The sequence below is a fragment of the Neisseria sp. P0017.S009 genome (assembly GCF_051957375.1).
GTDB classification, from domain to species: domain Bacteria; phylum Pseudomonadota; class Gammaproteobacteria; order Burkholderiales; family Neisseriaceae; genus Neisseria; species Neisseria perflava.
Genome location: NZ_JBQCWL010000002.1, coordinates 288,031 through 314,019, shown reverse-complemented (window position 1 = coordinate 314,019; position 25,989 = coordinate 288,031). Strand labels below are relative to the sequence as shown.

Below are 25,989 nucleotides of genomic sequence, written 5' to 3'. Positions count from 1 at the left end.
AACTATTACCGAGTGGCGGCACTTGAAATTTTCCCAGTCTGCCACTATCCTGAACAACATATTTATCGATCCCCATTCAAAAGGAAACAAACATGAGCAGCGAATTGATTATCCACGCCAGCGATGCCAGCTTCGAACAAGACGTTTTGAAATCCGACGTACCTGTATTGCTGGACTTCTGGGCACCATGGTGCGGCCCTTGCAAAATGATCGCCCCAATCTTGGACGACATTGCCTCCGAATTCCAAGGCCGTCTGAAAGTCGTTAAAATCAACATCGACGACAATGAAGCCACTCCTGCCAAATTCGGCGTTCGCGGCATCCCTACCCTGATGGTGTTCAAAAACGGCGAAAACGTTGCCACTAAAGTTGGCGCATTGGCTAAAGGTCAACTGACTGCATTCGTTGAAGCCTCTATCGCTTGAGGCTTTAAGCATATAAAAAGGCCGTCTGAAAATTGTTTTCAGACGGCCTTTTTTGTATTCATTAAGCAGCCAATGGTTTCAAAGTCAGGCTGGCATTTTCAGCTTTCACTTTAAACAGCAAATCAATATTCGGATGTTTGCCCGGATTGGCTTCGGCATCGGCAACATGTTCGGCAAACCATGCCAGGCCGCGTTCTGCCGCCGCTGCGTCAAGTTTACCGCCAAACTCTTGCGCCAAAGCATGGTAAAGCTTGAGCGAGCCTTGTTTGCCGGGTGCATTGGGAATGTGATGAACCACATTGCCCTCTTTGTCGAGAATATCTAAGCCGCTCAAATGATCGATGGCAGGCATGGCGGCAAGATTATCTTGGAAGCTCATGATTGTCCTTTCTGATGTGGGTTTTAAAGCAAACCATATAACAAGGCCGTCTGAAAGTTTAGGTTTGACACTTTTCAGACGGCCTTAAACATTTCAATTAACGTGTACCGAAAATCTTATCGCCGGCATCGCCCAAACCGGGAATGATGTAGCCGTGTTCGTTCAAGTGGCTGTCGAGCGCGGCAGTGTAGATGGTTACATCAGGATGCGCGTCATTGACGGCTTTTACGCCTTCCGGAGCGGCAACCAATACCAATGCTTTGATGTTACGGCAACCTTTGGCTTTTAAAAGGTCGATGGTGGCAACCATAGAGCCGCCGGTCGCCAACATTGGGTCAATAATCAGTGCGGGACGTTCGTCCATGCTGTCGACAAATTTTTCAAAATAAGAAACCGGTTTCAAAGTTTCTTCATCGCGCTGCAAGCCGACAACGCTGATTTTGGCAGTCGGAATCAGGTCGAGTACGCCGTCAAGCATACCCAAACCGGCACGCAAAATCGGGACAACGGTCAGCGTTTTGCCTTTGATGCGGTCGCCTTCAATAGAGCCGCACCAGCCGTCAATAATATATTTTTCAATTTCAAAATCACGGCTGGCCTCATATGCCATCAGACGTGCCAACTCGGTGGTAAGCGTGCGGAATTTGTAAGTGCTGCAATCCGCTTCACGCATCAGCGTGAGTTTGTGGCGGACTAAAGGGTGGTTGATAACGGTAACGTTCATGTTGATTTTCCGAATTGCGTTGATGGAGGGGGATTATACTTTTTTTCGCATGGCGCGCAAAGTGCGTATTCATGCGAAAGGCCGTCTGAATCAGGGTTTCAGACGGCCTTTGTCAACAATTTTACATTACGGAATATTGTGGATAATTAAGCTTTCAGCAATTCTTGCAGTTCGCCTGCTTCATACATTTCCATCAAAATGTCGGAGCCGCCGACAAATTCGCCGTTAACGTACAGTTGAGGAATGGTCGGCCAGTCGCTGTATTCTTTAATGCCTTGGCGTACGGCATCGTTTTCCAATACGTTGACAGTCACATAGTCGGTGCAACCTGCCGCATTGAGGATTTGTACGGCACGGGAAGAGAAGCCGCATTGCGGAAATTGCTTCGTGCCTTTCATGAACAATACGACGCGGTGTGTGGTAACGACTTCTTTGATTTGATCGTGGATAGAGGACATGGTGTGTTCCTTTTTACTAAATCGGTTGTTCGGGAAAAATCAAATTTCCCGCCATTATACGCAAATTGATGAAGTTGAGGGGCGTTTATCAACGTCGGATCTGACCGTTGCCGTTGATGTAGAACTTGGTCGAAGTCAGCGCTTCCAAACCCATCGGGCCGCGGGCGTGCATTTTTTGGGTGGAAATACCAATTTCCGCGCCCAATCCGAAAACAAAGCCGTCGGTGAACCGAGTGGACGCATTGACATAAACCGCCGCCGCATCAATGCTTTCTTGGAAAAACTCGGCATGGGCAATGCTTTGGGTCACAATCGCTTCCGAGTGATGCGTCGTATGGCCGTTAATCCAATCGACGGCTTCTTCCACTGATTTTACCGTTTTGACCGACATAATATAGTCAAGAAACTCGGTACTGTAATCTTCCTCGGTTGCCAAAACAGCATTTTTAAAAATACGCAGCGCTTCCTGATCGGCTCTAAATTCGATCGGATGCACTTTGGCAACGGCTTCTTCCAGTTTTGGCAAAAACGCTTCCGCTATCTTTTCATGAACAACCAAAGACTCCGCGGCATTGCACACGCTCGGACGCTGCGTTTTCGCGTTCACGACGATATTGACCGCCATCTCCAAATCGGCACTGTCATCCACATAAATATGGCAATTACCGACTCCGGTTTCAATGACGGGAACTTTCGATTTCTCTTTCACCGTCTGAATCAAGCGCGCGCCGCCGCGCGGAATCAGTACATCAATATAATCAACCGCCTGCATCAATTCCTCAGCGGCAGCATGACTGGTATCTTCAACCAGCTGCACCACATCGGCATCCATCCCCGCTTTTACCAAAGTCTGCCTGATGACGGCAATCAATGCGGTATTGGAATGGATGGCATCGCGACCGCCGCGCAAAATAATGGCATTGCCGGTTTTAAAGGCCAGAGAAAACGCATCGACCGAAACATTCGGGCGGCTTTCAAAAATCATGGCAACCACGCCCAAAGGCACGCGTTTTTGAACTATTTTCAAACCGTCCAAATTGATATAGCCGCGGACAACCTGCCCAATTGGGTCCTGCAAATCGGCAACCTGCCCAACGCCTTCCGCAATGCCTTTGATGCGTTCGTGATTCAAACGCAGCCTGTCGAGCATAATGTCCGAAATGCCGTTTTCTTTTGCAGCGGCCAAATCGCGGGCATTTTCTGCCAAAATCATCTCAGCCTGTTCAACCAACGCCGTTGCAACCTGACGCAGCAGATTGTTTTTTTCCAAGCTTCCCAAGCTGATTAACGTTTTACTGGCTTTTTGGGCATTCTTGCCCAACTGTTCGATATAGCTCATCAAACCTCCCTATTTCTCTTGTGCAAACCACGTTCCAATAGGCGCGCCATCTAAAACCTGAAGAATATCGCGCGGATTGGCGCTGTTCATCAACACCATCTGGCCGTGATGTTCAAACATCATCTGCGCACTCTTAATCTTACTGAACATGCCGCCCGTACCAAACTTACTGCCCGATCCGCCGGCAGAAGCAATAATTTCTTCGGTAATATCGGCAACATGGCTGCGCAGCTTGGCATCGGCGTGAACAGCCGGATTTTTATCAAACAAACCGTCAATATCGGACAACATAATCAGCAAATCGGCTTTAACGATTTTCGCCACGACTGCCGACAAACGGTCGTTATCGCCAAACTTGGTGGCATGGTCCATCTCATCCACGCTGACCGCGTCGTTCTCATTGACAATAGGGATGACGCCGATGGAAAGCAGGGATTCAAAAGCATTGGTAACGTTTGCCAAACTTTCCGGATATTCGACCACATCACGCGTCAGCAGGATTTGCGATACCGTCATCCGATAATGGGAAAAAATCTGCGAGTAAAGGCTCATCATGGCCACTTGGCCGACGCTGGAAACAGCCTGCTGCTGCGCCATTTCCGCCGGACGTTTTTCCATGTTGAGGACATTCAGCCCAAAGCCCATCGCGCCGGAAGACACCAGCACAATTTCTTTGTCCTTACTGACCAAGCTGGAAATGACAAAGGCCAGTTGGTCGATTTTTGCCAAATTGATTTTGCCGTTTGGCAACACCAACGAACTGGTTCCAATCTTAATAACAATGCGTTTTACTGCTTCAAAATCTCGTTTCATTATTCTCCTCTGCTTTCTATTTTTATGATTGCATGCGGCATTATTTCAGCCAAACGTATCCATATCATAACTGCGAAGCAATAGAAAATACAGACAAAATTAAAAACGCTTCCTTTAAAAGCCGTATTTTCAGCTCTTATCCGAATCCGTTAATAACAAAATAAAAGGCCGTCTGAAACCCTATTTCAGGTTTCAGACGGCCTTTTACCGATTGTTTAAACTCTAGCCTGTCACGATAAATACAGACCGTTCCCTACAAAAGCTTATTGGTGTTCAGAAATAATTTTCAGCATTTGTGCCAATACTTTAGGATTGGCCGCAACGATGTCGCCGCTTTCCAACCAGCCTTCATCGCCGGACATATCGGTAACGATGCCGCCTGCTTCTTGGACAATCAATGCACCGGCGGCAATATCCCAAGGTTTGAGGTTGAACTCAAAGAAACCGTCCAAACGGCCGGCCGCAACGGCACACAAATCCAAAGAAGCCGCGCCTTCACGACGGCCGCCGGCGGTTTTTGACAAGAAATCTTTCAAAATCGCCAGATACTTGTCCATCATGCTTTGATCGACAACAGGGAAGCCGGTACCAATCAGGCAGCGGTTCAATTCGATGCGGTTGGAAACGCGGATACGGCGGTCGTTGAGCAACGCGCCTTTGCCGCGGGAAGCCATGTATACGTCGTTGCGCTCAGGTGCGTACACCAAAGCTTCTTGCAACACGCCTTTGTGCAGGAGTGCCATAGAGATGGCGTATTGGGGATGGCCGTGGAGGAAGTTGGTTGTGCCGTCGAGCGGGTCGATAATCCATTCGTACTCGGCGGTGGCTTTACCGTGGGAGCCGCCTTCTTCGCAAGTGATTTTATGATGCGGATAGGCTTCTTTGAGCGCTTCCACCAAAATCATCTCGGAGCTGCGGTCAACATCGGAAACGAAGTCGTTGAATGCTTTGCTGTCTACTTTGACGGCATCCAGATTGCCGGCGGCGCGAATCATCATTTGCCCTGCTTTACGGGCGGCTTTGAAAGCGGTATTTAAAAACGGATTCATGGTTTTCTTCCTAATTCAGGTAAAATACGCCCTAATGCGCCGAACAGGCACACAAGAGGCTGTTAATCGTTTCCGATGCTGTTAAAGAACATTTCAGACGGCATGGAAAAAGGCCGTCTGAAAACAAAAAGATGGCGCATTATACCTGATTCCCGTACAAACAGAAAACAAAACATGACTTCCGAAAAACCCGCCCTGCCCGCCTATCTGGACAATATCCGCATCATCCTCACGCGTACCAGCCATCCCGCCAATATCGGCTCCGCCGCCCGCGCCATGAAAACAATGGGCCTGCACAAACTGACCATCGTTGCCCCCAATCTGATGGCAACGCCGATGACGGAAAATCCGCCCGTATTCGATCCGGAGCATCCGCAATCGTTTAAATTACCGGAAGAAAGTTTCATCCTCGCTTCCGGTGCGGCAGACGTTTTGGAAAATGCCACCATTGCTGCCTCTTTGGACGAAGCCCTTGCCGACACCACCATCGCCTGCGCCCTGACCAGTCGCCGCCGCGAAATCACCGCGCCGCTGCAAACCCCGCGCGATTTGGTGCCCGAATTACTGCAGGCCGCCAACCGAGGCGAAAAAGTGGCACTGGTTTTCGGCAACGAGACTTTCGGCTTGAGCATCGAAGAAGTCCAAGCCTGCAACCGACTGATGACCATCAACGGCAATCCCGACTATTTCTCGCTCAACCTCGCCCAAGCCGTGCAGGTCGTGTGCTACGAAATCTTCAGCCAAACCGATTCGCCCATGACCCATCTTCAACAGGAAGACCACGCTGCGACCCATGAGCAAATCAAAGGCATGGTCGCCCACATGGAAAGCGTGATGAACGACATCGGCTTTTTCAACCGCCGCAACGGCGAGCGCCTGATGCGCCGTATGCAGAGCCTGTTCGGACGCGCCAACACGCAAACCGAAGACATCGACATCCTGCGCGGTTTTTTCAATACCGTCAGCCACCGTATCCATAAAAAAGACTGATTTAAGGCCGTCTGAAAACATTACAAGCTTTTTCAGACAGCATGACTGATATTCGGATAAGCATGAATTACGCCCTAGACGCATTATGGTGGAAACTCACCAGCCAACCCGTCCGCGACCTCGCCTCGCTGCTGACTGCGCCCCCTTTGTGGCAAAGCGGTTGCGAATTGAGCGTGCGCGAACTATTGGGGGAGCACGGTTTCCGCTACCTTTTGGCATTGGACGCCGATCCCGCGCCGCTGATGGATCACCTTGCCCAACGTTCCCCATTCGGCCACCGTCTCGGCATTTATGCCGAAGAGTTGTTGACGTTTTGGTTTGCCAACGCGCCGCACGCCAAACTGCACGCATACAACCTGCCCGTTTTTTCAGACGGCCAAACTTTAGGTGCCGCGGATTTTGTCGTTTCCCTCAACCAACAGCCCTACCATATCGAGCTGGCGTGTAAATACTACGGCGGAGACCAAGTGCAAAACCTGCACGGTCTCAACCCTAAAGACACGCTGACGGACAAGGCCGCCAAATTGGTGCAGCAATCCCAGCTGCTACATACACTGCAAGGCAAAGCAGCCTTAACCGCACAAGGCCTGCCGGAAAATCCGCTTCCTGCTTCCATCGTGCGCGGCATCGGATTTTTTCCACAAGGTTTCCATGCTTTTGAGCCGCCACTTAACTCATACGGCTGGCGCGGCATCTATATTCAAGATTGGGCGGAATACTGGTTTGAACACCAAGAAGTCCGCTACCACCTGCTCGACCGTATGGCCTATCTCGCGCCTGCTCGTGTCGCCGAAACCGAAACATTGAACGAAACCGAAATCCGCCGTATCGACCAAGGCTTGATTGCCGTTTTGGAATTACGGCCGGACGGCTTTTGGCACGAAATCGAACGCATCATGAAGGCCGTCTGAAACCCTTTACCAACTTTAAGAGAACCCATTACATTATGAACGCCGCACAACTCGACCATACCGCCAAAGTTTTGGCTGAAATGCTGACTTTCAAACAGCCTTCCGATGCCGTCCTCTCCGCCTATTTCCGCGAACACAAAAAGCTCGGCCGCCAAGACCGCCACGAAATCGCCGAAACAGCCTTTGCCGCATTGCGCCACTATCAAAAAATCAGTACCGCCCTGCGCCGTCCGCACGCGCAGCCGCGCAAAGCAGCACTCGCCGCACTGGTTCTCGGCAGAAGCACCAACATCAGCCAAATCAAAGACCTGCTTGATGAAGAAGAAACAGAGTTCCTCGGCAATTTGAAAGCCCGCAAAACCGAGTTTTCAGACGGCCTGAATACCGCCGCAGAATTGCCGCAATGGCTGGTAGAACAACTGCAACGGCATTGGAGCGAAGAAGAAATCCTCGCCTTCGGCCGCAGCATCAACCAACCTGCCCCGCTCGACATCCGCGTCAATACCTTGAAAGGCAAACGCGATAAAGTGCTGCCATTGTTGCAAGCCGAAAGTGCCGATGCAGAAGCCACGCCTTATTCGCCTTGGGGCATCCGCCTGAAAAACAAAATCGCGCTTAACAAACACGAGCTATTTTTAGACGGTACACTGGAAGTCCAAGACGAAGGCAGCCAGCTGCTTGCCTTATTGGTGGGCGCAAAACGCGGCGAAATCATTGTCGATTTCTGTGCCGGTGCCGGCGGTAAAACTTTGGCTGTCGGCGCGCAAATGGCCAACAAAGGCAGAATCTACGCATTCGACATCGCCGAAAAACGCCTTGCCAACCTCAAACCGCGCATGACCCGTGCCGGACTGACCAATATCCACCCCGAACGCATCAGCAGCGAACACGATACCCGTATCGCCCGACTGGCAGGCAAAGCCGACCGCGTGTTGGTGGACGCGCCCTGCTCCGGTTTGGGTACTTTACGCCGCAATCCCGACCTCAAATACCGCCAATCCGCCGAGACCGTGGCCAACCTTTTGGAACAGCAACACAGTATCCTCGATGCCGCCTCCAAACTGGTGAAACCGCAAGGCCGTTTGGTTTACGCCACCTGCAGCGTGTTGCCGGAAGAAAACGAGTTGCAAGTCGAACGTTTCCTGTCCGAACATCCCGAGTTTGAACTCGTCAACTGCGCCGAACTGCTGCAAAGCCTGAAGGTTGATTTGGATACCGGAAAATACCTGCGCCTCAACTCTGGAGAACACCAAACCGACGGTTTCTTTGCCGCTGTATTGCAACGTAAGGATTAAGGTTGAAAAAGGCCGTCTGAAATCCTTTCAGACGGCCTTTTTAATAGATTTTTTACATTAAAATCATTAGAAACGATAGTCGCGCTCTGCAATAATATACTTTAAGGCATGTATCTTGACCTTTCATCAGAATATTGTGAAAAGCTGGAAAAAATGCTTTATGCTTTGTAAATGTATGTGTTCTCGTTCAAAATTCGCCCGGTCATGCCTCAGGCGATACCCGATACGGACAACGATAATATATAAATCATTTGGTTAGAAATCATGCCGCATATTTATTCTTCCCCCACAAAGCTCCGTTTATTGTCATCGGCCGTTGCCGTCGCCTGCTGTCTGATGCCGTTTCAGACGGCCTCTGCATACAGCCTGCAAGACATCCTCAGGGATGCTTTAATCAGCGACCCGATTGTGCGTGAAGCAAAAGCCACTCAAGAAGCAGCGCAAAGCACGACCAAAGCTACGCGTGCGCGCCATTATCCTGTCGTTACCCTGACCGGCACGAAAGTGCTGGCGCAACACAATAAATATAACAGCAACGACATGGATGACGGTATCGGCGTGCGCGGCAGCGTGAACATCTACTCATGGGGTGCGATTGAAGCCGCCGTCCGCCGCGACCGCAGCCGCGAAGAATACTATCAACACAAATACACCGAAAGCCAAGAGCAGCTCGGCAGCGATATCGGCCGCCTCTACCTGAGCGCATTGCGTGCAAAAGAAACCCTGATCCTCAACGAGCAGACTTTAGCGCGCCACAACAACCTCTTAAAAGACTTGGACACCATCGTCAAATATGATGCCGGCCGTCGTTCCGAGCTGATTGAAGCGCGCGCGCGCCAACTACAAGTGGCAAACATCATTGCCCAACAACGCCGCACCATGGATTTGGCCCTGAGCCGCCTGTCCCGCTATACCTCGCGCCAGCTGACTGCCAACGACTTGGAAGATCCGTTTAAAAACGACACGGCGAAATCCATCACTGAACGCTTCAACAATCCCAACCGCAACAACAATCCGTCCTATCAGGCGCAATTGGCCGAGCGCGACAGCGTCCGTGCCGATTTGGACGCCTCCAAAGCCGAACGCCTGCCTGCCCTCAATTTGGAAGGCAGTGCAACGCGCAACACCAGACAGCTTTATTTAAACGTTGCATGGAATGTGTTGGATATTGCCGCACGACACAATGTGGAACGCAATGCCAAATCATTGATTGCCGCAGAAGCCAAGTCCGAACAAATCCTGCGCGACATGAACGAACGCGTTCAAACGTCGGCCATCGATATGCAGGAAAGCGAACAGCGTACCGCGCTGACGGCGCAACACATCGCCGCCCAAAAAGAAGTCATCAAAGTGTATGAATTGCAATTTAAAATCGCCCGACGTACGCTGACCGACGTTTTGAGCGCATACAGCGAGTTATCCTCCATCGAGCAGGATTATGTTGCCGCCCGCAACGATTTCCGCGATGCGGCGCTTGACTATTTAAATACCCAAGCCAAAATCTCCGCTTGGGTCGGTTTGGCACAAAAATAAAGCCATATCCGCCGGTTAAACCAAAAACATTACGCGAAAAAATATGAAAGCCATCATTGAACACATCGTTTTAGTGACCCGCCTTTTGGGTGCGCCCGTATCCGAAGCCGCTTTGTCCGCCGAAGTCGTGCGCGACAAAAAGCTCAAGGTCAACTATCACTCACTGGTCGAAGTCCTGCGCAGTCACGGCTTTGAAAACACCTTATCCAAACGCAATCTGGAAGACATCCCCTCGCTCGCTGTGCCGGTTATGATTATCCTGCACAACGAAGAAGCAGCGGTCATCACCCAAATCGAAGGCTCCGGCCAAGAACGCAAATACCATATCCGCCAGGTTGACGGTTTGGAACAGGAACTCAGCCACGAGCAGCTCTCCGGCCTGTATTTGGGCTACTGCTGGTTTATCAAACCCAAAATGGCTACCGATATGCGCTCGGAGCTGCCTGAATACCATTTGCCCAAAGCATGGTTTTGGAAAGTCATTTGGCGTTTCCGCAGCTACTACTACCAAGTCATCTTGGCCACCATCATCATCAACTTCCTTGCGCTCGTCAGCTCCCTGTATGTGATGAACGTGTACGACCGCGTGATTCCCAACCAAGCCTATGAGACCTTGTGGGTATTGAGCATCGGCGTGGTCTTGGCGATTTTGTTTGAGTTTGCCGCCAAGATGATTCGCGGCCACTTGACCGATATTGCCGGCAAAAAAGCCGACCTGATCATCAGCTCCGCCCTGTTCCGCCGCGTGATGGCATTGCGTCTGGCAGACCGTCCTGCTTCTTCCGGTTCATACGCCAGCAACCTGCGCGAATTTGAAGCCGTGCGCGAGTTCATGACCAGTGCCAGCTTGTTGACCATCGTCGACTTGCCTTTCCTGTTGCTGTTTATCTTCGTGATTTCCATGGTCGGTGGCAAACTGGCACTCGTTCCCCTGACCATCATTCCGATTGTCGTGATTGTCGGTTTTGTCGTACAACGACCGCTCTCGCGCCACATTAACGAATCGATGAAAGAAGGTTCGCAACGCTCCGGCCTTGCCGTTGAAGCCATCGAAGGCATCGAAACCCTGAAAACCAACAACGCCACATCTTGGGCGCAACAACGTTGGGACGAATACACCGCCAAAACTTCCGCCTCTTCCATCAAAGTCAAAGACACCAGCAACTTCATGGTCAACTTTGCCGTTGCCATGCAGCAGCTCAATACCGTCTTTTTGGTCGTCGTCGGTACCTATCTGATTCATGCCGACAACCATGCGGAACGCATCACCATGGGTGCATTGATTGCCTCCGTGATTCTGTCCGGCCGTGCTTTGGCGCCATTGGCACAAATTGCCGGTTTGGCCACCCGCTTCCAACAGGCCAAACTTGCCCTCAAAGGCGTAAACGACATCGTTACCCGCCCTATCGAGCGCAATCCGGAACGCAAATATATTACTTTGGACAATGTTCAAGGCAATATTACCTTTGAAAACGTATCGTTCAAATATCAAGCCGACAACAACAGCGCGGTCGAAGATTTGCGCCTGACCATCAAACCGGGCGAAAAAGTCGGTATTTTGGGCCGTATCGGCAGCGGTAAAAGCACCATGCTCAAACTGGCCAGCGGTCTGTACGACACTGAAAAAGGCAACGTTACCCTTGACGGCGTCGATATGCGCCAGCTTGACCCCAACTTCCTGCGCGATCAAGTCCTGCTGTTGAGCCAATCGCCACGCCTGTTCCTCGGCACATTGCGTGAAAACATGGACTTGGCGCGTACCGGCAGCTACTCTACCGACCAAGACTTACTGACTGCACTCAACCGCTTCGGCCTCGACAAAATCATCCGCAACCATCCACGCGGTTTGGATATGCCTCTGGGTGAAGACGGCTTGGGCTTGTCCGGCGGTCAAAAACAAATCATCGCCCTGGCGCGTATGACCTTGCGCAACCCGAAAGTCGTCTTGCTGGACGAGCCGACCACCAGCCTGGACCAAGCCACTGAGCGTATGGCGCTCAATGCCATTGCCCAATGGGGTCGTAACCGCACTATGCTTTTGGTGACGCACCGTCCGCAAGTGCTGCAAATCGTCAACCGCATCATTGTGATGGACAATGGTAAAGTCGTGATGGACGGCCCACGTGACTTGGTATTGCAAAAACTCATGCAAAACGAACAAGCCAAAGCAGCCAACGTCAAACAACAGCAACAAGCTGCTGCAGTCAAACAGCAGCAACAACAAGCTGCCTCAGCCCCTCAATCGGCAGCACAATAAAGCAAAAGGCCGTCTAAAAATCTACTTACCCTTTCAGACGGCCTGCCCTAATGGTTAAAATCCACCAAACACAATAAAGATACACGATTATGAGCCGCGAAAACAACGTCAAATCCAAAGACCTACACCTCATCAACGACCTCAATGCCGCCCTTCAAAAAGAAAAACACAGCGGCCAATTTTGGGTCATCATCCTATTCTTCCTTTTCCTGATTGTCTTCGTCGTCTGGGCATACAACAGCCCTGTCGAAGAAGTGACCCGTGGCAACGGCAATATCATTCCCAGCAGCCGTGAGCAAGTAATCCAAAGCCTAGATCCCGGCATCGTCACCGAAATCATGGTTAAAGAAGGCGACATGGTCGAGAAAGATCAGATTCTGATGAAACTCGACGACACGCGTAGCTCCGCCGTTTTGCGTGAAAGCGAAGCCAAAGTCGAAAACCTCGAAGCTACTGTTGCCCGCCTTAAAGCCGAAGCCTACGGCACCAAGCTCTCCTTCCCTGATAGCGTGGGTCCCGAGCTTCGCCGTCGCGAAATCGCCGCCTACAAAGCACGCCGTCAAGCCATGACCGATGCCGTCAGCGGCCTTTCCCAAAGCAAGGCCGCACTTGACCGCGAAATCGCCATTACCGCACCTATGGTTGCCGAAGGCGTGGTTTCCGAAGTCGAACTCTTAAGAATGCGCCGTGAGTCTGCCGACTTGGCCACCCAAATTTCCGAACGCCGCAACCGCTACAAAGCCGATGCCAACAACGAACTTTTGCAAGCCGAATCCGAGCTGGCGCAATCCAAAGAAAACGTTGCCATGCGCGCAGACCCGGTTGAACGCTCGCAAATCCGCGCTCCTATGCGCGGCATCGTCAAAGGCATAAAAGTTACCACCATCGGCGGCGTTGTGAACGCAGGCGAAGACATCATGCAAATTGTCCCCGTTGACGACAAACTGCTGGTCGAAGCCTATATCCGCCCGCAAGACATCGCCTTTATCCGCGCAGGCCAACCTGCATTGGTTAAAGTCAGCGCATACGACTACTCCATCTACGGCGGTTTGGAAGGCAAGGTTACCCTCGTCGGCGCCGATACCGTCAGCAATTCCATGCAAAACCGTGCCAACGACTTAAAACTTGATCCGAACCAAGTTTATTACCGTGTTCTCGTCCAAACCGAAAACAACTCCCTGAAAGATAAAAACGGCAAACCCATGCCGATTATTCCGGGCATGGTTGCAACGGTAGACATCAAAACCGGTGAAAAAACCATCTTCCAATACCTGATCAAACCGATTACGCGTATGAAACAAGCGTTAAGCGAACGCTAATCGATAAAACGATAAAAGGCCGTCTGAACGTTTTCAGACGGCCTTTGATTTCTGTTTTCACTATGCCCGTTTATCCGGCAGGCAAATTACTTCTCCTTAAAAGCAGTACCGACAAACGTTCTTTTCGGATTGCCGCGCTCAACTTGATAGAGTTGCGCGTGCTGCTCCTGTGCAAAACTTCCAGCTTGTCCGGCATGATGCTCCGCCAGCTTTTGCGCCAATAACATGACCGCCAATTTTTTATTGGCGTGCTGGCTGCGTTCGCTCTCGACCCGCACGGAAATGCCGCTTTCTTTATGGGTGGCGCGGACGGCGCTTTCGGTTTTATTGACATGCTGCCCGCCTTTACCGCCAGAACGGCAGGTTTGAAACTCGATTCCGTTTTCAGACGGCATTTCATACATCTGCGGCATATCGGGCAAGCGGAAAACGCCTATATACCAATTTTTGCGCGGATGTTTCGAGCGGACAGGGCTGGGGCATACCCATTGGAGCGTCCCCTGCCAAGTTTGTGCCAAGCTTTCGGCTTTCTGCCCTTCCAATTTGAGCATTGCCGACAAAATGCCGTGCTTATCGGCGGTTTCGGTAACAAGTTCGGCATCAATGCCTTTGGCTTGGGCTTCGGCAAGCAGCTTGCCTAAGACGAAACGGGCAAATATACGGCACTCCGCCGGCCCTTGCGCGGTGGAAATTTGCAGATAAACCGCTGGTGTATTCTGTTTCATCTTTACGCTCCACACTCGCCGCCGGTTTTATAAGTCAAAACAGGTTTAAACCTCGCGACCAATTCAATCAAACCAGCATTTTTCATGGCGGCAATAACGCTGTCGATGCTTTTATAAGCCTGCGGCGCTTCTTCAAAAATCAAAGCTTTATCCTGACAAACGACTACGCTGCCAAATTCGGTCTGGCGCAGGCTGTCGGCAGTATATTTGTGCGACAGCCTGCCTTTGCATTCGCCGCGCTGCCACTTCCGACCTGCGCCGTGAGCCAAGGTGTTCAACGAAATTTGGCAATCTTCGGCAGGTCGGACCAGATAGCTGTAATCGCCGCGCGAGCCGGGTATCATGACCAAGCCTTTATCGGTGGGCGTTGCGCCTTTTCGGTGCAGCCAACCGGTTGTGCCGTCAATCTCGGTTTGTTCCAAAAAATTATGATGGACATCGAGCAGGCATATTCCTTCTGCGCGCCAACGGTCGAGCATTCTGGCCGCAATCAGACGACGGTTAAGGCTGGCAAATTCAAGGGCTGTTTGGTGTTCGGCAAGGTAGGCTGCTGCCGCTTCGCCCCCTTCTGCCAAACCTTGATGCCCAAAGGCGGCAATATGGCGTTGCAAAATCTGCTGGCCTAATCCGCGCGAACCGCTATGTACTAACAGTTGCAGATGGTTTTCATCAAAATCTATTGGGAGCAGATCGGCGCGATAAACAGTATCAACGGTTTGCAACTCGGCAAAATGGTTACCGCCGCCAATCGTACCTACGGCAAGACCGTCTGAAAATGGGAACATATCGACAGCGTCGCCTAATAATTCGACCTGTTCGTCTTTGTCTAGCGGCGTATCGATATTACCCAGCTGTTTGGCGAGTTTGGCCGGTTTGAGTTTGGCTGCACGTAAATCGGTCTGCCAAAACGCCATACCGCAACCGATATCATTCCCAATCAGGGCAGGATAAAAATGACGGTCGCTGAAAAATGCCGCGCCAACCGGATAACCGCGCCCTACGTGTAAATCCGGCATTCCGGCAACGCGTAACATATGCGGTAATCGGGCGGTGGTTTCGAGCTGTGCGACAGCGTTGCCTTCAATCCATGTATTTGAATCGGCAATAATTTGAATATGATGGGGATAATTGCCCATGTGTTTATGCTTTCTTTAAAACGGATAGAAACCGTCAACAGATGACAATAAGCATCCACCGTCTGCGAAATGTTCAGACGGCCTGGTTTCTAGCCGATAATCGTAGGGAAAGCAGCCCGAAGCGGGCGACATGGAATGCGAAAAGCGTTATCCGAAAATCAGACCGACGCTTGGGCTGCAAAGAATGTGATTGAGCGGATTGAAGTATTACGTGTCATGGCTTGCTCCTTTCTTTGCATAAAAATATTAAAAACTTTCGGATTATAGAGTGTTCATTTCCAATCATGCAAACTTACTGGCATCAATCTGCCAATGATGTTGCATAAATGGCAACTATTGAGAACATAATTTAGGCCGTCTGAAAACTTTTCAGACGGCCTTTAATACCCAATAATCCTTACAAAACAACGGTCGGATAAGAACCGACAACTTTCACGAAGGAAGCGCGTTCGCCCAAAAGCTGCAAGGCTTTTTGGACATTTTCATCGCTTTGGTGGCCTTCGATATCGATGAAGAACAGGTATTCCCACAAAACCGATTTGCTTGGGCGGCTTTCAAATTTGGTCATAGAAATGCCCAACTCGGTGAAGGGTTGCAACAAGGAAGTAACGGCACCGGCACGGTTGGGCGCGGATACGACCAAAGAGGTTTTATCATTGTCGCTGTGGCCGGTTTCTTGATGGCCCATCACCAAGAAGCGCGTGGTGTTGTTCGGTTCGTCTTCGATACACTCAGCGGCAAAACTCAACTGATAAATTTCCGCGGCGATACGTCCGGCAATGGCGGCCACATTCGGGCTGTCAGACTCGGCAACCAGACGCGCTGCTTCGGCATTGCTGGCTACGGCGATACGCTCAGCATTGGGCAGGTTGCGGCCGAGCCAGTCGTTGCATTGCGCCAAGGCTTGGGCATGAGCGAAAACTTTGGTAATGCCACCGATTTCGTGGCTGTCTTTACGCAGCAGGTTGTGATGAATGCGGACAACCACTTCGCCGCAGGCTTTTAACGCGGTTACTGCTAACAAATCCAAAGTGCGCCCCACCGAGCCTTCGGTCGAGTTTTCTACCGGCGCCACCAAATAATCGGCTTGGCGCGTTTCAACTTGTTTGAAGCAATTGTCGATGGTGGTACACGCCATGGTGTGTGCGGCGTGGCCGAAATGTTTGATGGCGGCTTGCTGGGTAAATGTTCCCTTCGGGCCCAAATAGGCAATCGTCAGCGGACGCTCCACCGCCAAACATTCGCTCATAATCTCGCGAAACAGCCGGGTGACCGATTCATCCGGCAAAGGGCCGCGGTTCAAATCCTGAATCCGGCGCAAAACGGCCACTTCCCGTTCAGGACGGTACACCGCGCCTGTCCCTTTCAATTCACCGATAGCATGCGCATGACCGGCGCGCTCGTTGAGCAAACGGAGGATTTCCGCATCGATGCTGTCGATGGCATTGCGGTGCGGCAATAATTGTTCGTCTATGGATAAAGGCATAAGCTGTCTCGCAATTTTGTGAGGGATATTTTCATTTTAACATTAAAGACCGTCTGAATTCTGTTTTCAGACGGCCTCAACACTATCTTTATCTAACTTTATCGTCTATCAGGTTTGCAAACGCCGCCAATTCCATCATAATTAAGCCTTTTGAACGACAAGGCCTATTCCATGCACTCAAACGGACTTTACACCCGTTTTCTGCCCGATGAAGAAGCAACCCTGCAACTGGGTGAAGAATGGAGCAAGCAACTCTCCGCTCCGCTGACCATCTATCTTGAAGGCGGGCTGGGTGCAGGCAAAACCACGCTGACACGCGGAATTTTGCGCGGACTGGGACATACGGGCGCAGTCAAAAGCCCGACTTACACCATTGTCGAATCTTATCCGCTGGATACATTCACCCTCCACCATTTCGACCTCTACCGCTTTACCATGCCCGAGGAATGGGAAGATGCCGGTTTGGACGAATTGTTTGCGCCCGACAGCATCTGCCTCATCGAATGGCCGCAGCAAGGTGGAGAATTCACGCCTCTGGCAGACATTACCATTACATTGACGTACACCGATAAGGGCAGAACCTGCACCTTTTCCGCCCACACAAACCAAGGCCGAAAAAGTTTAGAATCATGGTCAAATTAACTAGAAGACACATTCTCCGTCAAGGCACAGGACTATTTCTCACCCTCACGCCCGTTGGTGCCGCATTGGCCAAACCGGCCTCTCCTGCGCAATTCCTTGCCGTCCGCATTTGGCCGGCGAACGCCTACACACGCGTTACCCTTGAGAGCAACCACTCGATGAAATACCAACATTTTATGTTGGACAACCCCAGCAGGTTGGTCGTGGATATTCAAGGTGCGGAAATCAACAGCGTCCTGCAAGGCATTTCCAGCAAAGTGCTGTCTAACGACCCTTTTATCCGCAGCATTCGTGCCGGTCAAAATACGCCCAATACCGTGCGTATCGTCATCGACCTCAAACAAAGCACCCATCCGCAAGTCTTTGCGCTCGCCCCCGTCGGCAACTTCAGAAACCGCTTGGTTATCGACCTCTATCCGCACGGCGCAGATGCCAACGACCCGATGATGGCCTTGCTCAACGGCAATGTTCCCAAACAACGTCAAAATACCAATATCGCATACGACACCCCTGCCCCTAAAAACAATCGCGGCAGCGGCGGCAACCGCCGTCCCGTGATTATGATCGACCCCGGTCACGGTGGCGAAGATCCTGGCGCAATCGGCCCGAGCGGCCTCAAAGAGAAAAACGTCGTACTCTCCATTGCACGCGAAACCAAAAAACGCCTCGAGGCCTTGGGTTACAACGTATTCATGACGCGCAACGAAGACATCTTTATCCCATTGGGCGTACGCGTTGCCAAAGGCCGTGCGCGCAATGCCGACGTATTCGTATCCATCCACGCCGATGCCTTTACCAGCCCGTCCGCTCGCGGTACCGGCGTATATATGCTCAATACCAAAGGCGCGACCAGCTCGGCGGCAAAATTCCTTGCCCAAACCCAAAACAACGCCGACGCCATCGGCGGTGTACAATCCAGCGGCAACCGCAACGTCGACAACACGATTTTGGACATGACCCAAACCGCAACCCTGCGCGACAGCCGCAAGCTCGGCCATTCCGTCTTGACCGAATTGGGCAAACTCAACCAACTGCACAAAGGCCGCGTTGACGAGGCCAACTTTGCCGTCCTCCGCGCGCCGGACGTTCCGTCCATTTTGGTGGAAACCGCCTTCCTCTCCAACCCTACCGAAGAGCGGCTGCTCGGCAGCGAATCCTTCCGCCAACAATGCGCCCAAGCCATTGCCACCGGTATTCAAAAATACATCAATACCGCCGTTTTACGACGCGGTTAATGGCTTGATGAAACAAAGGCCGTCTGAAAATTTTTCAGACGGCCTTATCTTTTCAAGCAATCTATTTAACCGCACTTCCCTACCGCAGCCGGATAGACGGATACCTTCGTCTGCGTCAATGCAAACAGGTTTTCCAACTGCATTTGCGCCTGACGGTTGGCATGTTCCAAAATCTCAGCCCTACATGCGCTTTGCAATACCTGCCGTTTCGCCTCTTCCTGCACCGTCTTAAATACCGACTTATCCATAGGCAGCAAATTAAACGAGCCGGTCTGAATATCGTACACTTCGATATTTTCCAAATCCACGCTCAAAATTTCCACCGCCGGCAGGCTGATTAAGACCTTGTCGTCCACAATATTGACATTGTCCGCGCCTAACTTGTCCAAATCCAAACCAGCCAACACCTTACCGCGCACAATAAAAATACCGCTTTGTGAATCCTGCCACAGCCTGCGCCAATCCCCTTTTTTCTCCGTACGGATAATCGTATCGATATAAAATGCCGTACTTTCCAAGCGGTTCATCTGCTTAATCTGCATCAAAACCCCCTCACGGGACAAAACCTGATGTTCTTCGTTCTGACCATGCAGGGCATAAAACCAGCCGCCCGCAGCCGTCAGCGCACACAACACCAGCACGACCAATCCGCGTCCAAGCATTTTCATTTCAAACATCCCCCATTAAAATAATCATCAAAACATTCCCCATATTCTCCCAAAACCGTCAATTTCAAGCCATACCCAGGCCGTCTGAAACAATAAATTTCATTACCAAAAAGTAATAAAAATCTCAACAAACAAAGTTTGCCTTTTGGTAAATACAAGACTACAATCCATTACACACAATTCAATTTCATCTCATCATGAATACCACCGACCTGCGCCGCCACAACCTGCGGCAATGGATAACACAACACCACAACGGCCAGCAGACCAAGTTTGCCCAAGCCATTTCTATCAACCAAGGCGAGCTGTCCGCCCTACTGAAAAACAAATCTTTCGGCGAGAAAAAAGCCCGAAAAATCGAGCAGGCAGCAAATATGCCTGACATGTGGTTGGATCAAGACCACCAAGACCGCCACGCCCCTACCATCAGCCAAGAAAGAAATACCATGTCCCACATCTCCACCATCCCTGAAATCCTAGCAGACATCAAAGCCGGCAAAATGGTCATCATCACTGATGCCGAAGACCGAGAAAACGAAGGCGACTTGCTGATGGCCGCCCAATTCGTTACCCCCGAAGCCATCAACTTCATGATCAAAAACGCACGTGGCCTGGTCTGCCTGCCGATGGACGGCGAAATGGTCGAAAAACTCGGCCTGCCCATGATGACCCAAAAAAATGGCGCACAATACGGCACCAACTTTACCGTCTCCATCGAAGCCGCCCACGGCATTACCACCGGCATTTCCGCCGCCGACCGCGCCCTGACCATTCAAACTGCCGTTTCCCCATCCGCCAAACCTGAAGACATCGTCCAACCCGGCCACATCTTCCCTCTCCGCGCCCAAAAAGGCGGCGTACTCGTCCGCGCCGGACACACAGAAGCCGGCGTCGATCTGGCACAAATGAACGGTCTGATTCCCGCCGCCGTCATCTGCGAAATCATCAACGACGACGGCACCATGGCACGTATGCCCGAACTGATGAAGTTTGCCGAAGAGCACAACCTCAAAATCGGCACCATTACCGACCTCATCGAATACCGCAGCCGTACCGAAAGCCTGCTCGAAGACATGGGCAACGCACCCGTACAAACCCCGTGGGGCGAGTTCCAACAACACGTTTACGTCGACAAACTCTCCGGCGAAACCCACCTCGCCCTTGTCAAAGGCACACCCTCCGCCGAAGAAGAAACCCTCGTCCGCGTCCATGAACCCTTCAGCGTCATGGACTTCATCCAAGCCAACCCGCGCCATTCATGGTCGCTGCCCAAAGCCCTTGAGCGCATCCAACAAGCCGAAAGCGGCGTAGTCATCCTCCTGCACCGTACCGAAGACGGCGCCACCCTGCTCGACCGCACCCTGCCCAAAGGCGCCAACCAAGCCTACAAATGGGACAGCAAAAGCTACGGCATAGGCGCACAAATCCTCGCCGGCCTCAACGTCAAAAAACTGCGCGTCCTCGGCCAGCCGTCATCCTTCACCGGCCTCACCGGCTTCGGCCTCGAAGTCGTCGGCTTTGAAGAAGCTGAAAAATAATCTTGCTTGATTGATGCTCAAAGCAAATGAAACAAAAGGCCGTCTGAAAGTTTTCAGACGGCCTTTTAAGTTTATTATCCAATTCAAAAACAGCGAATATAAAAAAAGCCGACACACCTTTCCGATGTATCGGCTTTCGTTATCTGCTTAACGCTTAATTTCTGCCGGGCAATTCTTTTTCGCTCAATGGTTTGATGTACCAAATATCGCGGCAGTAGTCGGCGATGGAGCGGTCGGATGAGAAGAAGCCCATGTTGGCGATATTGATCAAGGCTGATTTGCGCCATGCGGATACGTTGCGGTAGTGTTCGTCCGCTTTGTATTGCGTGTCGATGTAACTGCGGAAATCGGCCATCAGTTGATAGAAGTCGCCGTATGGTTGCAACACGTCGTTGTAGCGGTTTGGCTCTTCCGGAGAGAAAGTGCCTTGGCTGATTTGGTTGACGACGCGGCGCAGGTCGCTGTCTCGCTCGATATAGCTCAACGGGTCGTAACCGTTGCGGCGGATTTCTTCGACTTGTTCTACGGTGTTACCGAAGATATAGCAGTTGTCCGCACCGACTTTTTCCAAAATCTCAACGTTCGCGCCGTCCAGTGTACCCATACAGATTGCGCCGTTGAGGGCAAATTTCATGTTGCTGGTACCGGATGCTTCTGTACCTGCCAGTGAGATTTGTTCGTGCAAATCGGCGGCAGGAATGATGATTTGGGCGAGGCTGACGCTGTAATTCGGGATGTAAACGACTTTAATCAGGTCACGGATACGGGTGTCGTTGTTGATGACTTTGGCAACGTCGTTAATCAGTCGGATGATTTTCTTCGCCATGTAATAGGCGGAAGCGGCTTTACCGGCAAAGATGAACACACGCGGCTGCCAATCGAAATCCGGGTTTTCCAGGATTTTGTTGTAACGGTCGACGATGTGCATCACGTTCAATGCTTGACGTTTGTACTCGTGGATACGTTTGATTTGGATGTCGAAAAGTGCATCGGTATTAACTTTGATACCCAGCTCGGTTTCGATGTATTTGGCAAGACGCTCTTTGGCGGCTTTTTTCACTTCGCCGAATTCTGCCTGTACGGAGGCATCGTCCACTTTGTCGTTGAGCTTGGTCAGGTTGTCCAAATGCAGACGCCAGTCTTCGTCGCCCAGATGTTTGTCCAAGAATTTGGTCAGGCCCGGGTTGGCGATGTTGATCCAGCGGCGCGGGGTGACGCCGTTGGTTACGTTGGTAAAGCGTTCTGGGAACACTTTGGCAAAGTCGGCAAAGATGGATGTGGTCATCAAATCGGAGTGGATTTTTGCCACGCCGTTGACTTTGTGCGAACCGATCACGGCAAGCCATGCCATGCGAACGCGACGGCCGTGGGTTTCGTCAATGATGGATACGCGGCGGACAAAGTCGTCGTCGAAGTTACCGATGGCACGCAAGGCATTGAGGAAGTAGGCGTTGATTTCAAAGATGATATCCAAGTGGCGCGGCAGCAGACGGCCCATCAGGTCAACCTGCCAAGTTTCCAAGGCTTCGCTCATCAATGTGTGGTTGGTGTAAGAGAAAATCTTACAGCACATATTCCATGCTTCAGTCCATGCAATGCCCTCTTCGTCAATCAGGATACGCATCAATTCTGGAATAGCGAGTACCGGATGGGTGTCGTTCAAGTGGATGGCGACTTCGTCCGCCAAAGTGCGGATACTTGGGAAACGGCATTTGTGGCGGGCAACGATGTCTTGAACGGAAGCAGAAACCAAGAAGTATTCTTGTTTCAAGCGCAATTCGCGGCCGGAATCGGTAGAGTCGTTCGGATACAGAACGCGTGAGATGTTTTCGTCGCTGTTTTGTGCGCGAACGGCAGAGGCATAGTCGCCTCGGTTGAAGTCGGCAAGGTCGAACAGGTTGCCTGCGTGTGCAGTCCACAAACGCAATGGGTTGGCACATTCGCCGCCATAGCCCGGAATGATTTCATCGTATGCCCAAGCAGAAATTTCTTCGCTTGGCTGCCATTCTTTTTTGTCGCCCAAGTTCAACACTTGACCACCGAAACGGACGGAATATTGTTTGTTCGGACGGGCAAACTGCCATGCCAAATCTTGGTCGAGCCACAAATCAGGTTTTTCAACTTGTTGGCCATCCACGATTTCTTGTTTGAACATACCGTATTGGTAACGGATGCCGTAGCCCATGGCCGGAATGCGCAGGGTTGCCAAAGAGTCGAGGAAGCAGGCGGCCAGACGGCCCAAACCGCCGTTACCCAAACCCGGATCTTCTTCTTGTTCGCAGACATCGGCAAATTCTTTGCCCAGTTGCTTAAAGGCTTCTTCAAATTCGGCGTAAACGCCTTCGTTAATCAGCGCGTTGACAAACGAACGGCCGAGCAGGAATTCCATAGACAGGTAATAAACCATGCGTTTACTGTTATCAATGTGGGCGCGGCGTGTTTTGAGGAAATCTTCCGCAATCAGGTCACGCGCGGCAAGCATGGCGGCGTTGAGCCATTGGTGTGAAGTTGCCTCCTTCGGATCTACGCCCAAGATGAAAATCAGCTTGTAAACGATGGATTTACGGATGGTTTCGGCGTCCGGTTTAGGCATTACATAATCGTAACCGGAGATGGGGAGTTTTTTCTTAGCCATGGAAGCCTTTCTCTAGCGTGAGGCACTGGACAACGCGCCTGATGGTTTTATTAAAAACAACGAAACTCGGTTTTCAGACGGCCTGACAACGGCAACAGGCCGTCTGAAAGGAATGGTGCGTAGATTTGTTACAAACCAAGGAGATTATAGCGGAAAGATTCAAAAAAAGGATATATTTTTCTTTATAAAACATTTAATTAACAATTAAACCATTCATCATCTTATTGGCATTTTCAATTTATACCACTAAGCTACAAATCAGAAAATACTGACAAAATATCAAAGAGTTAATCAACCAATAGTTTAATTCTCATTTAATTTGTTTTATGTAAAATCCAAATCCCCATATGCTCAACAACACATTTCCCAGCCTCTTCGTAATTAAATTTCTCAGATGGTACGCAAGAAATTTCCCAATTGCCTTGAGGCAGGTTAAATAACTGACGACTACGTTTGGCATTGACCAACAGCAGCCATTCATCGTCCAAAACAACCTGAATCGCCTTACTGCCCCTGTTGTGCCAACAATATTCGGTCATCGGGCTGCTATCGGCATTGAGCCATTGCACACGCTCTTTTTCCCACCAGCAATCATCTGTCAGCAGCTTGATTTGGCTGCGTACGCGTATTAGCGCTTGAGTGTAATTTTGTAACTCATGAGGCTCATTTTGCCAATCCAACCATGTAATCGGATTATCTTGGCAGTAGCTGTTGTTGTTGCCTTGCTGACTGTTGCCGAACTCATCGCCCGCCAAAAGCATGGGCGTACCGTTGGATAAAAACAAGGAGGCAAGCAGCGCTTTGGAGGTGTATTCGCGGTTGAGCAAAACCTCTTCATCATCGGTTTCGCCTTCTACGCCGTGGTTGTAGCTGATGTTTTCATTATGCCCGTCGCGGTTGTTTTCGCCGTTGGCTTCGTTGTGTTTTTCGTTATAGCTGACCAAATCGCGCAGAGTGAAGCCGTCGTGTGCAGTGATGAAGTTAATGCTGGCGGACGGGTGGCGGCCGCTGTGGTTGAAAATATCGGACGACCCGGCCAAGCGTTCGGCAAATGCGCCCAAATTGCCGCTTTCCCATGACCAAAACGCGCGCATGTCATCGCGGAAACGGCCGTTCCATTCGGCAAAAGGTTGCGGGAAATTGCCCAAGTGATAGCCGCCCTCGCCGATGTCCCATGCTTCGACAATCAGCTTCAAACCGGCCAACACAGGATCTTGATACAGGACTTGGAAAAAACGGCCGTACGATTGGAAATCGGGTTCACGTCCCAATACGGTTCCTAAATCGAAACGAAAGCCGTCGATATGAAACTCTTCAGCCCAATAGCGCAGGCTGTCTGCCGCCCAACGGGTAACGTCGCGCCGGACAATATTGAGCGTATTGCCGCAACCCGACCAGTTTTCATAATTGCCGTAAGGGGTGTGCCAATACCATAAGGTGTTGTCGATACCGCGCTGACACAGCATCGGGCCTTTGTCGTCCTGCTCGGCCGTGTGGTTGTACACAACATCTAAAATCACTTCCAAACCTGCCTGATGCAGGGCTTTGACCGCTTGTTTAAATTCTGCCGCCGCACGTTCGGGATTGTCGGCATAAGACGGCTCAACGGCAAAATGGGAATAAGTGTTGTAGCCCCAATAATTGCTCAAGCCCATCTGCTGAAGATGGTATTCATCCAGATGAAAATGAATCGGCAGCAGCTCGACCGTCGTTACCCCCAATTCTTGCAAATAGGCCAAAACCCGTTTATCGCACAAGGCTTTATAAGTGCCTGCATACTTCAAATCAGGGAATTGCTTGGTCAACCCTTTGACATGGGCTTCATAAATAACGGTTTTACCCCACGGTATTTCCGGACGGCAATCTTTGGCCCAATTAAATCGGCTGCGTCCGACCACGACGCTTTTGGGTGCAACGGTGGCATTGTCGCGTTCATCTTCCGGCCTGAACCATGCCATTTCTTCGGCGTTACGGTAGCTTGGTTTGCCGTCAATTTTTTTGGAATACGGGTCAATCAGCAATTTGTTGGGATTAAAACATGAGCCGTATTCTGCGTTTTCACGTCCATACACGCGAAAACCGTATCGCTGCCCCGCCTTAACGTCCGGCACAAATCCGTAAAATACCGAACCGCGCCGCGAAGGCATCTCCAAACGGGTTTCTTTATCCTTATCAAACAGACACAATTCGACCTTTTCGGCATTGATGGAAAACAAAGTAAAATTTGCACCCTTACTTGTCAGGGTCGTGCCCATAGGATAAGGCTTGCCTTCCTCGATATGCCATGATTTGGCAGACATAGAATGATTCCTTGGTATGTATTTGGTTTCGTGTCCAATATAAGGCCGTCTGAAAATCTTTCAGACGGCCTTGAGTCATATTGATATCACTATCTTTTAATTTTCAGCTGATTGGGCAGGCATAATGCCCAC

Annotated in this window: 22 protein-coding genes; 10 read left to right on the top strand and 12 right to left on the bottom strand. The window is 50.9% G+C overall.

Annotation, left to right across the window (positions count from 1 at the left end; all coding sequences use genetic code 11):
- Positions 1-92 precede the first annotated feature (92 nt).
- Positions 93-425, top strand: coding sequence for a thioredoxin TrxA (gene trxA, locus ACTHTG_RS03710; RefSeq protein ID WP_003681479.1), 333 nt, complete (start codon positions 93-95; stop codon positions 423-425).
- Positions 426-486: 61 nt separating this feature from the next.
- On the opposite strand, the gene ACTHTG_RS03705 is transcribed toward trxA, so the two are convergent.
- The 6 genes from ACTHTG_RS03705 to ACTHTG_RS03680 all read right to left on the bottom strand — a co-directional run bounded on the left by ACTHTG_RS03705 (position 487) and on the right by ACTHTG_RS03680 (position 5,187).
- The gene (locus ACTHTG_RS03705) at positions 487-804 is read right to left on the bottom strand and encodes a DUF2322 family protein (RefSeq protein ID WP_049335566.1); all 318 of its coding nucleotides are present in this window, start codon (positions 802-804) and stop codon (positions 487-489) included.
- Between the two features lie 97 nt (positions 805-901).
- Positions 902-1,528: a uracil phosphoribosyltransferase gene (upp, locus tag ACTHTG_RS03700; protein WP_004519527.1), complete on the bottom strand. Its 627-nt coding sequence runs from the start codon at positions 1,526-1,528 to the stop codon at positions 902-904.
- A 146-nt stretch (positions 1,529-1,674) separates the two neighbouring features.
- On the bottom strand, positions 1,675-1,986 hold the full coding sequence (gene grxD, locus ACTHTG_RS03695; protein ID WP_003681608.1) for a Grx4 family monothiol glutaredoxin: 312 nt from the start codon (positions 1,984-1,986) through the stop codon (positions 1,675-1,677).
- Between the two features lie 88 nt (positions 1,987-2,074).
- Positions 2,075-3,325: a glutamate-5-semialdehyde dehydrogenase gene (locus ACTHTG_RS03690; RefSeq protein WP_049335564.1), complete on the bottom strand. Its 1,251-nt coding sequence runs from the start codon at positions 3,323-3,325 to the stop codon at positions 2,075-2,077.
- Between the two features lie 9 nt (positions 3,326-3,334).
- Positions 3,335-4,138: a glutamate 5-kinase gene (gene proB, locus ACTHTG_RS03685; RefSeq protein WP_049335562.1), complete on the bottom strand. Its 804-nt coding sequence runs from the start codon at positions 4,136-4,138 to the stop codon at positions 3,335-3,337.
- A 263-nt stretch (positions 4,139-4,401) separates the two neighbouring features.
- The gene (locus ACTHTG_RS03680; protein ID WP_004519521.1) at positions 4,402-5,187 is read right to left on the bottom strand and encodes an inositol monophosphatase family protein; all 786 of its coding nucleotides are present in this window, start codon (positions 5,185-5,187) and stop codon (positions 4,402-4,404) included.
- Between the two features lie 174 nt (positions 5,188-5,361).
- On the opposite strand from ACTHTG_RS03680, the gene ACTHTG_RS03675 reads away from it, so the two are divergent.
- The 6 genes from ACTHTG_RS03675 (at position 5,362) to ACTHTG_RS03650 (ending at position 13,492) form a co-directional block, all read left to right on the top strand.
- Positions 5,362-6,177 (top strand): RNA methyltransferase, encoded by an 816-nt coding sequence (locus ACTHTG_RS03675; RefSeq protein WP_049335615.1) that lies wholly within the window; start codon positions 5,362-5,364, stop codon positions 6,175-6,177.
- Between the two features lie 41 nt (positions 6,178-6,218).
- Positions 6,219-7,088, top strand: a complete 870-nt coding sequence (locus ACTHTG_RS03670; protein WP_049335560.1) for a DUF1853 family protein — start codon at positions 6,219-6,221, stop codon at positions 7,086-7,088.
- A gap of 35 nt (positions 7,089-7,123) precedes the next feature.
- On the top strand, positions 7,124-8,383 hold the full coding sequence (locus ACTHTG_RS03665; protein WP_049335559.1) for an RsmB/NOP family class I SAM-dependent RNA methyltransferase: 1,260 nt from the start codon (positions 7,124-7,126) through the stop codon (positions 8,381-8,383).
- Between the two features lie 264 nt (positions 8,384-8,647).
- Entirely contained in the window at positions 8,648-9,916 is a 1,269-nt protein-coding gene (locus tag ACTHTG_RS03660) for a TolC family protein (RefSeq protein WP_371440887.1), read from the top strand.
- A gap of 43 nt (positions 9,917-9,959) precedes the next feature.
- Positions 9,960-12,173: a type I secretion system permease/ATPase gene (locus ACTHTG_RS03655; RefSeq protein ID WP_004519516.1), complete on the top strand. Its 2,214-nt coding sequence runs from the start codon at positions 9,960-9,962 to the stop codon at positions 12,171-12,173.
- 89 nt (positions 12,174-12,262) lie between these two features.
- Positions 12,263-13,492, top strand: a complete 1,230-nt coding sequence (locus ACTHTG_RS03650; protein ID WP_004519515.1) for an HlyD family type I secretion periplasmic adaptor subunit — start codon at positions 12,263-12,265, stop codon at positions 13,490-13,492.
- Positions 13,493-13,578: 86 nt separating this feature from the next.
- Here the strand turns inward: ACTHTG_RS03650 and prfH are convergent, their stop codons facing one another.
- The 3 genes from prfH to pheA all read right to left on the bottom strand — a co-directional run bounded on the left by prfH (position 13,579) and on the right by pheA (position 16,839).
- Entirely contained in the window at positions 13,579-14,217 is a 639-nt protein-coding gene (prfH, locus tag ACTHTG_RS03645) for a peptide chain release factor H (RefSeq protein WP_070588363.1), read from the bottom strand.
- 2 nt (positions 14,218-14,219) lie between these two features.
- The gene (locus tag ACTHTG_RS03640; protein WP_070588362.1) at positions 14,220-15,353 is read right to left on the bottom strand and encodes an RNA ligase RtcB family protein; all 1,134 of its coding nucleotides are present in this window, start codon (positions 15,351-15,353) and stop codon (positions 14,220-14,222) included.
- 397 nt (positions 15,354-15,750) lie between these two features.
- A complete protein-coding gene (gene pheA / locus ACTHTG_RS03635) occupies positions 15,751-16,839 on the bottom strand; it encodes a prephenate dehydratase (RefSeq protein WP_004519511.1) in 1,089 nt (362 codons plus the stop codon).
- Positions 16,840-17,010: 171 nt separating this feature from the next.
- Here pheA and tsaE point away from each other — a divergent pair, with 171 nt between their 5' ends.
- Positions 17,011-17,481 (top strand): tRNA (adenosine(37)-N6)-threonylcarbamoyltransferase complex ATPase subunit type 1 TsaE, encoded by a 471-nt coding sequence (tsaE, locus tag ACTHTG_RS03630; RefSeq protein ID WP_004519510.1) that lies wholly within the window; start codon positions 17,011-17,013, stop codon positions 17,479-17,481.
- A complete protein-coding gene (locus tag ACTHTG_RS03625) occupies positions 17,469-18,716 on the top strand; it encodes an N-acetylmuramoyl-L-alanine amidase (protein ID WP_049335552.1) in 1,248 nt (415 codons plus the stop codon). Before tsaE ends, ACTHTG_RS03625 begins: the two co-directional genes overlap by 13 nt.
- Before the next feature lie 65 nt (positions 18,717-18,781).
- Here the strand turns inward: ACTHTG_RS03625 and ACTHTG_RS03620 are convergent, their stop codons facing one another.
- The gene (locus ACTHTG_RS03620; RefSeq protein WP_079453678.1) at positions 18,782-19,393 is read right to left on the bottom strand and encodes a DUF4230 domain-containing protein; all 612 of its coding nucleotides are present in this window, start codon (positions 19,391-19,393) and stop codon (positions 18,782-18,784) included.
- A gap of 188 nt (positions 19,394-19,581) precedes the next feature.
- Here ACTHTG_RS03620 and ribBA point away from each other — a divergent pair, with 188 nt between their 5' ends.
- Positions 19,582-20,922, top strand: a complete 1,341-nt coding sequence (gene ribBA, locus ACTHTG_RS03615; RefSeq protein ID WP_049335550.1) for a bifunctional 3,4-dihydroxy-2-butanone-4-phosphate synthase/GTP cyclohydrolase II — start codon at positions 19,582-19,584, stop codon at positions 20,920-20,922.
- A gap of 154 nt (positions 20,923-21,076) precedes the next feature.
- Here the strand turns inward: ribBA and ACTHTG_RS03610 are convergent, their stop codons facing one another.
- Together ACTHTG_RS03610 and glgX are read right to left on the bottom strand one after the other, a co-directional pair.
- Positions 21,077-23,557: a glycogen/starch/alpha-glucan phosphorylase gene (locus ACTHTG_RS03610; RefSeq protein ID WP_049335548.1), complete on the bottom strand. Its 2,481-nt coding sequence runs from the start codon at positions 23,555-23,557 to the stop codon at positions 21,077-21,079.
- 314 nt (positions 23,558-23,871) lie between these two features.
- Entirely contained in the window at positions 23,872-25,857 is a 1,986-nt protein-coding gene (glgX, locus tag ACTHTG_RS03605) for a glycogen debranching protein GlgX (protein ID WP_440360527.1), read from the bottom strand.
- Positions 25,858-25,989 lie beyond the last annotated feature (132 nt).

Bases quoted from the DNA above. Each gene is read 5' to 3' on its own strand.
- ACTHTG_RS03640 (WP_070588362.1), bottom strand. From the start codon at position 15,353: ATGGGCAATTATCCCCATCATATTCAAATTATTGCCGATTCAAATACA.
- glgX (WP_440360527.1), bottom strand. From the start codon at position 25,857: ATGTCTGCCAAATCATGGCATATCGAGGAAGGCAAGCCTTATCCTATG.
- ACTHTG_RS03625 (WP_049335552.1), top strand. From the start codon at position 17,469: ATGGTCAAATTAACTAGAAGACACATTCTCCGTCAAGGCACAGGACTA.
- ACTHTG_RS03655 (WP_004519516.1), top strand. From the start codon at position 9,960: ATGAAAGCCATCATTGAACACATCGTTTTAGTGACCCGCCTTTTGGGT.
- trxA (WP_003681479.1), top strand. From the start codon at position 93: ATGAGCAGCGAATTGATTATCCACGCCAGCGATGCCAGCTTCGAACAA.
- grxD (WP_003681608.1), bottom strand. From the start codon at position 1,986: ATGTCCTCTATCCACGATCAAATCAAAGAAGTCGTTACCACACACCGC.
- ACTHTG_RS03675 (WP_049335615.1), top strand. From the start codon at position 5,362: ATGACTTCCGAAAAACCCGCCCTGCCCGCCTATCTGGACAATATCCGC.
- ACTHTG_RS03705 (WP_049335566.1), bottom strand. From the start codon at position 804: ATGAGCTTCCAAGATAATCTTGCCGCCATGCCTGCCATCGATCATTTG.
- ACTHTG_RS03610 (WP_049335548.1), bottom strand. From the start codon at position 23,557: ATGGCTAAGAAAAAACTCCCCATCTCCGGTTACGATTATGTAATGCCT.
- ACTHTG_RS03690 (WP_049335564.1), bottom strand. From the start codon at position 3,325: ATGAGCTATATCGAACAGTTGGGCAAGAATGCCCAAAAAGCCAGTAAA.
- ACTHTG_RS03660 (WP_371440887.1), top strand. From the start codon at position 8,648: ATGCCGCATATTTATTCTTCCCCCACAAAGCTCCGTTTATTGTCATCG.
- ACTHTG_RS03670 (WP_049335560.1), top strand. From the start codon at position 6,219: ATGACTGATATTCGGATAAGCATGAATTACGCCCTAGACGCATTATGG.
- ACTHTG_RS03620 (WP_079453678.1), bottom strand. From the start codon at position 19,393: ATGTTTGAAATGAAAATGCTTGGACGCGGATTGGTCGTGCTGGTGTTG.
- prfH (WP_070588363.1), bottom strand. From the start codon at position 14,217: ATGAAACAGAATACACCAGCGGTTTATCTGCAAATTTCCACCGCGCAA.
- proB (WP_049335562.1), bottom strand. From the start codon at position 4,138: ATGAAACGAGATTTTGAAGCAGTAAAACGCATTGTTATTAAGATTGGA.
- ACTHTG_RS03680 (WP_004519521.1), bottom strand. From the start codon at position 5,187: ATGAATCCGTTTTTAAATACCGCTTTCAAAGCCGCCCGTAAAGCAGGG.
- ACTHTG_RS03650 (WP_004519515.1), top strand. From the start codon at position 12,263: ATGAGCCGCGAAAACAACGTCAAATCCAAAGACCTACACCTCATCAAC.
- tsaE (WP_004519510.1), top strand. From the start codon at position 17,011: ATGCACTCAAACGGACTTTACACCCGTTTTCTGCCCGATGAAGAAGCA.
- upp (WP_004519527.1), bottom strand. From the start codon at position 1,528: ATGAACGTTACCGTTATCAACCACCCTTTAGTCCGCCACAAACTCACG.
- ACTHTG_RS03665 (WP_049335559.1), top strand. From the start codon at position 7,124: ATGAACGCCGCACAACTCGACCATACCGCCAAAGTTTTGGCTGAAATG.
- pheA (WP_004519511.1), bottom strand. From the start codon at position 16,839: ATGCCTTTATCCATAGACGAACAATTATTGCCGCACCGCAATGCCATC.
- ribBA (WP_049335550.1), top strand. From the start codon at position 19,582: ATGAATACCACCGACCTGCGCCGCCACAACCTGCGGCAATGGATAACA.